The following is a 5,878-nucleotide window of genomic DNA, read 5'->3' as shown; positions in this document are numbered from 1 at the left end:
CGTTGCCGTTGTAACCGCTCCCTGTGCATCTGTACCGGCATTAGGCTCTGTAAGTGCAAAAGCTCCGAGTTTCTCACCCTTTGCAAGCGGAATCAGATATTTCTCCTTTTGAGCCGGTGTACCGTACATAGCAATCGGGTCGGCACAAAGTGATGTATGTGCGGAAACAATAACAGCCGTTGTAGCACATACTTTTGCGATTTCCTCTACACACATAACATATGCCAGAGGATCGGCTCCCTGACCGCCAAACTCCTTTGCTACAGGAATTCCAAGGAAACCGTACTTTGCCATCTTATTTACGGTCTCTCTTGGAAATATTTCTGTTTCATCTACCTCTATTGCAAGAGGTTTTACTTCCTTTTCGGCAAACTCCCTAAAGAGGGTTCTTGCCATCTCATGTTTCTTGTCTAAAGTAAAATCCATGAATACTACCCTACTTGAATAAATCCAAGTGCAAACTTAAATAGTGAAAGTCTTTGTTTGCATTATCCTTTCTTAGTTTTCTTTCACCTTTATATAGTAAATACAAACCCGCCTTTTGTATCTATTATCAAGCTTATCCCCCAATCACTGTTTGTGAAAGGGGGAGAGAACTGCTTTTTTATAAAATATTATTTCTTAAAATATCATTTCTTAAAATATCATTTCTTATAAGAGAAAATTCCTTCTCCGCTCTTTTTACCAAGCTTACCTGCCGCTACAAGCTCTTTTAACTTTGGAGCCGGTATGTACTTGTCATCTCCGGTCTCATTGTGAATAACTTCCATAATGGCAAGACAAATATCAAGTCCTATAAGATCTGCCAGGTGAAGGGGACCCATAGGATGTGCACATCCTAAAACCATTGCCGTATCAATTCCCTCCGCATCAGCCGTACCTGCATCCCATACATTGATTGCTTCATTAATCATCGGAATAAGGATACGATTTACTACAAATCCCGGAGCTTCCTTAACCTGCACAGGTGTCTTTCCAATCTCAACCGCTATCTGTTCAATCTTCTTAACCAGCTCTGCCGGAGTCTTCTCTCCGCCGATTACCTCAACAAGCTTCATTCTGTCTGCCGGATTGAAAAAATGCATACCCACTACAGGTCTGTCAAGTTCTTCACCAATCTTTGTGATGGAAAGTGATGAAGTATTTGAAGCAAATATACAATCTTTCGGAACGATATTCTCAAGCTCCTTAAAGATCTCTTTCTTAACTTCCATCTTCTCAAGTGCCACCTCAACAACCAGGTCACAATCTGTGCAAATGTTGCTAAGTCCCACTTTTATCTTTGAAAGAATCTTGTCTCCCGCCTCTTTTGTAATCTTTTCTTTACCTACAAGGAAATTGATATTCTTTTGAATCTTTGCAAAACCCGCCTGTGCAAACTCTTCTTTAATATCACAAAGTCTGACCTCATATCCCTCTGTCATAGCAAAAGCCTGAGCAATTCCTGAACCCATTGTACCTGCACCGATAACACCAACTATCATCTTTTTACTTCCTTTCTTAAAAAAAACGTTTTATTAAGCTTAAATATTTACAGCTTTAATCTCTTAAAATCTTATGAATTGGTAAAATTCTTCTCTTTTCTCTTTTCCATAAATGCACCCATACCTTCTTTCTGGTCATGAGTTTCAAAGCAACTGCCAAACAACTTCTCTTCTATAGTAACGGCTTTATCAATATCTACCTGAAGCCCGTCATTGACAGCTTTCTTTGCCGCTCTGACTGCTATAGGAGCATTGGCGGCTATTACATCCGCCATTTTCTTAGCCTGTACCATAAGTTCTTCACTTGTGTACACAGCATTTACAAGACCAAGTCTAAGTGCCTCTTGTGCCTTTATATTTCTTGCTGTAAATATAAGTTGCTTGGCCATACCTATTCCTATTATTCTGGCAAGTCTTTGAGTACCGCCAAATCCCGGTGTAATACCGAGTCCCACCTCAGGTTGTCCGAATACAGCATTCTCAGAACAGATTCTGATATCACAGCTCATTGCAAGCTCACATCCGCCACCAAGTGCGAATCCGTTTACAGCCGCTATTACAGGCACAGGGAAAATCTCAATCTTTCTAAATACATCATTTCCTTTCTTACCGAATGCCTCACCCTCAGCTACACTTAGATTGCTCATCTCTCCAATATCCGCACCGGCTACAAAGGACTTATCACCTGAACCTGTAAGTACAACCGCTCTTATTACATTTGTGTCAATGCCGTCAAAGCATGCCTCAAGATCAGATAACACTTCAGAATTCAAAGCATTAAGTGCCTTCGGCCTGTCAATAGTAACAATGCCGACTGCACCTTCCGCATCAAATCTTACAAAACCCATAAAATACCTCCTTATCAATATTGCATGTCCGTAAATCGTATTTGACATGGTAAAACTCTCTGATAAAAATATAACATATATGTATCTGACATTCAATCAATTTTTTTACTAAGCCTTATATATATTTTGCATAAATATTTTCTTGTATACAAAATACATCTTTGAATAAAAGTATTAATTTTCTTATTTTAAATTGAGCAAAATTATTTTGCTATCTATTTTATTATTCACATACGGTATAAATCTGACCGCTCTGGAGTATTTTTTACATACCTACATATCTATATATTATGTCATATTGTTTAAAAAATATATATATGACAGTATACTATTTTTTTTATAGTTATTTTTAATAACAAAAGGGTAGATAAATTATCAAACTTATGGTATGCTATAAGAGGTACATATGTTTAACAATACAGGGCGGGAACACTCTTAAGTATTGTTCATTTTTATCTTTATAGAATGACGAGGTAATAAACATGAAAGAAGTAGTTATAGTTAGCGCCGCAAGAACAGCAATGGGTAGTTTCGGTGGTTCATTAGCAGGTGTAAGTGCAGTAGAGCTTGGTGTCACAGCAGCAAAGGGAGCTATTGAGCGTGCCGGTATTGATGCTTCTCTTATTGATGAAGCCATAGTCGGAAATGTACTTGGTGCAGGTCTGGGTCAAAATATTGCCCGCCAGGTGATACTTGGTGCAGGTCTTCCAAATACCACTCCCGCTTTTTCAGTAAATAAAGTTTGCGGTTCAGGTCTTAGAACTATTGAACTTGCAGCTCAGATTATCAAGGCAGGTGACGCCGATATTATATTGGCAGGCGGTACAGAGAGTATGTCCAATGCACCGTATATCTTAAGAGGAGCAAGATTCGGTGTTAAGATGGGCAATCAGACATTGGTAGATGAGATGATTACAGACGGTCTTTGGGATGTATTCAATAATTATCACATGGGTGTGACGGCAGAAAATATCGCTGAACAAAAGGGCATCTCAAGAGAGGATCAGGATGTGTTCTCAGTTGAAAGTCAAAGAAGAGCTCAAGTCGCTATTGAAACCGGAAGATTCAAAGATGAGATAGTTCCTGTAGTTATCCCACAAAGAAAGGGTGACCCGAAGGTATTTGATACAGATGAGTTCCCAAGATTCAATACAACTATAGAAAACCTTGCAAAGCTGAAACCGGCATTCAAGAAAGACGGTACAGTAACAGCAGGCAATGCTTCAGGTATCAATGACGGTGCGGCAATGTTCATTATTGCGTCCAAGGAAAAAGCACTTGAGCTGAAGCTTCCTATTATGGCTACTATTAAGGGCTATGCTTCAGGCGGTGTAGATCCCAGTGTAATGGGACTTGGCGTAATCCCGGCATCTAAAAAGGCTATGGAAAAGGCCGGTGTAACTGTAGATGATCTTGAACTTATCGAGGCAAATGAAGCTTTTGCGGCACAGGCTATTGCAGTATGTAATGAACTTGGATTCAAGAGGGAAATCACCAATGTAAACGGCGGTGCCATTGCACTTGGACATCCTATCGGTGCATCAGGTGCAAGAATACTTACAACTCTACTGTATGAAATGCAAAAAAGAGATTTAAAATGCGGCTTAGCCACACTATGTATCGGTGGCGGTATGGGTACAGCAATTGTTGTAGAAAGAAAATAAAGATGAAAATAGTTTCAATCGAAGACGCTATCGCAAATATCAATGACGGTGCAACCGTTATGATAGGAGGTTTCTTTGCATGCGGCACACCTGATCCTTTAATTGATGCATTAATTGAAAAGGGAGTAAAAGATCTGACAATTATTTGTGATGATACTGATACACCTACTACAAGTATAGGTAAATTGATTGCAAATGATCAGGTGAAGAAAGTGATTACTTCACATATAGGCAGAAATCCTCTGTCAGGTCAGAAAATGCAGGACGGCACTATGGAAGTGGAGCTTTGCCCACAGGGTACTCTTGCAGAGAGGATACGTTCAGGCGGTGCAGGCCTTGGCGGTGTACTCACACCTACAGGTGTAGGTACAGAAGTAGCAAAGGGTAAACAGGTTTTAAATATCGACGGAAAAGATTATCTGTTAGAGAAGCCTCTAAGAGCCGATTTTGCACTTATAGGAGCTACAATAGCTGATGAAAAAGGAAATCTTTATTTTGCAGCAACGACAAGGAATTTCAATACAATTATGGCAACAGCTGCCGACATTGTAATTGCAAGCACTGAGCTTATAGTTCCTATAGGCGGCATTCAACCTGAGCATGTTGCAGTTCCTTACATATTTGTAGATTATCTTGTAGGAGGTGGAAAATGACACCAAAAGAGAAAATTGCCAGACGTGTTGCATGTGATTTACATGACGGTGATGTTGTAAACTTAGGTATCGGACTTCCTACCATGGTGGCAGACTATGTTCCTGACGGTGTAGATATTACATTACAGTCAGAAAACGGTATTCTGGGACTGGGTCCGTTAGCCTCTAAGGACATAGCAAACAAGCATTTGGTTAATTCAGGAGGTCAATGTGTTACCGTACTTCCGGGTGCTTCTTATTTTGACAGTGCATTTTCATTTGTAATCATTCGTGGAGGACATGTAGATATGACTGTTTTAGGCGCATTACAGGTTGACTCACATGGAAATCTTGCAAGTCATATAGTCCCCGGCAAGATGGTCTCAGGTATGGGCGGTGCTATGGATCTTGTTGCAGGTTCAAAGAAGGTGATCGTCGCTATGACACATACTGCAAAAGACGGTTCACCGAAGATTTTAGATAATATTGTATTCCCTACCACCGCTATTCATGCAGTTGATAAAATTGTTACAGAGTTGGCTGTAATAGAGGTTACAGATAACGGTCTTGTACTTAAAGAGATAGCTGAGGGTGTAAGCTTGGATGAAGTTATTTCAAAAACAAAAGCACCTCTAAAGGTTGCCAAAGATTTAAAGACATTTTAATTCAAATGTCACCTTAATAATATTAGGGATATGCTTATAGTCATATCCCTCTTTTTAAACCGAAATCAGCTTTACACGTGAACTACCCATAGTATAAAGCCTATGGGCTTCCTGCTTCGCTGACCTCGCAACCTACTATCTCCACAGGCGTTAATTCGGGCAGTCCCTGCCCTATCATTTTTCTTATACTACTTTTCTTAATCCTTCTGCCAATATGTTTTTTGCCGCATTGATATCTCTATCATGTTTTGTATTGCAGAAAGGACATATCCAATCTCTTACTTTTAGATCTTTTACATTTGTATTTTTATATCCACAACTAAAACATAACTGACTGCTTGCATAAAATCTATCTATCTTAATATAATTTCTGCCGTTCCATTTTGACTTATATTCCAGTTGTCTTGTCAGCTCATACCATGATGCATCGCTTATAGATTTTGCTAAATTATGATTTTTTACCATATTTTTTATCTGTAAGTTTTCCGAAACTATCACTTGGTTTTCGTTTATAATTTCGCTTGAAATCTTATGCAGATAATCTTTTCTTGTATCAGCTATTTTCTCATGGCATAGTGCTATTTG

General features: G+C 39.2%; 7 protein-coding genes. 3 read left to right on the top strand and 4 right to left on the bottom strand.

Annotated elements, in window-relative coordinates; genetic code table 11:
* From HMPREF0381_RS03360 to HMPREF0381_RS03350, 3 genes are all read right to left on the bottom strand, one after another.
* Positions 1-426, bottom strand: a 426-nt coding sequence (locus HMPREF0381_RS03360) for an acyl-CoA dehydrogenase family protein (RefSeq protein WP_008750467.1), incomplete at its 3' end; no start/stop codon positions are given.
* A gap of 218 nt (positions 427-644) precedes the next feature.
* Entirely contained in the window at positions 645-1,484 is an 840-nt protein-coding gene (locus HMPREF0381_RS03355) for a 3-hydroxyacyl-CoA dehydrogenase family protein (protein WP_008750466.1), read from the bottom strand.
* Between the two features lie 71 nt (positions 1,485-1,555).
* Positions 1,556-2,332, bottom strand: a complete 777-nt coding sequence (locus tag HMPREF0381_RS03350) for an enoyl-CoA hydratase-related protein (RefSeq protein ID WP_008750465.1) — start codon at positions 2,330-2,332, stop codon at positions 1,556-1,558.
* A 482-nt stretch (positions 2,333-2,814) separates the two neighbouring features.
* Here HMPREF0381_RS03350 and HMPREF0381_RS03345 point away from each other — a divergent pair, with 482 nt between their 5' ends.
* Genes HMPREF0381_RS03345 through HMPREF0381_RS03335 form a run of 3 tightly spaced genes read left to right on the top strand, consistent with a single transcriptional unit; the run spans position 2,815 to position 5,293 of the window.
* On the top strand, positions 2,815-3,996 hold the full coding sequence (locus HMPREF0381_RS03345; protein WP_008750464.1) for an acetyl-CoA C-acetyltransferase: 1,182 nt from the start codon (positions 2,815-2,817) through the stop codon (positions 3,994-3,996).
* 2 nt (positions 3,997-3,998) lie between these two features.
* Positions 3,999-4,649, top strand: coding sequence for a CoA transferase subunit A (locus tag HMPREF0381_RS03340; protein ID WP_008750463.1), 651 nt, complete (start codon positions 3,999-4,001; stop codon positions 4,647-4,649).
* Complete coding sequence (locus tag HMPREF0381_RS03335) at positions 4,646-5,293, top strand: 3-oxoacid CoA-transferase subunit B (protein ID WP_008750462.1); 648 nt, start codon at positions 4,646-4,648, stop codon at positions 5,291-5,293. Before HMPREF0381_RS03340 ends, HMPREF0381_RS03335 begins: the two co-directional genes overlap by 4 nt.
* Positions 5,294-5,476: 183 nt before the next feature.
* Here the strand turns inward: HMPREF0381_RS03335 and HMPREF0381_RS03330 are convergent.
* The coding region (locus tag HMPREF0381_RS03330; protein WP_008750461.1) for an RNA-guided endonuclease TnpB family protein at positions 5,477-5,878 on the bottom strand (402 nt) is incomplete at its 5' end.

It is taken from the genome of Lachnoanaerobaculum saburreum DSM 3986 (assembly GCF_000185385.1).
GTDB lineage: Bacteria > Bacillota > Clostridia > Lachnospirales > Lachnospiraceae > Lachnoanaerobaculum > Lachnoanaerobaculum saburreum.
The sequence above is the reverse complement of the archived record's forward strand: the minus strand, read 5'-3'. Positions and strand labels throughout refer to the sequence as shown.

Coding starts and splice junctions, on each gene's coding strand:
- HMPREF0381_RS03340 (WP_008750463.1), top strand. CDS start 3,999: ATGAAAATAGTTTCAATCGAAGACGCTATCGCAAATATCAATGACGGT.
- HMPREF0381_RS03350 (WP_008750465.1), bottom strand. CDS start 2,332: ATGGGTTTTGTAAGATTTGATGCGGAAGGTGCAGTCGGCATTGTTACT.
- HMPREF0381_RS03335 (WP_008750462.1), top strand. CDS start 4,646: ATGACACCAAAAGAGAAAATTGCCAGACGTGTTGCATGTGATTTACAT.
- HMPREF0381_RS03345 (WP_008750464.1), top strand. CDS start 2,815: ATGAAAGAAGTAGTTATAGTTAGCGCCGCAAGAACAGCAATGGGTAGT.
- HMPREF0381_RS03355 (WP_008750466.1), bottom strand. CDS start 1,484: ATGATAGTTGGTGTTATCGGTGCAGGTACAATGGGTTCAGGAATTGCT.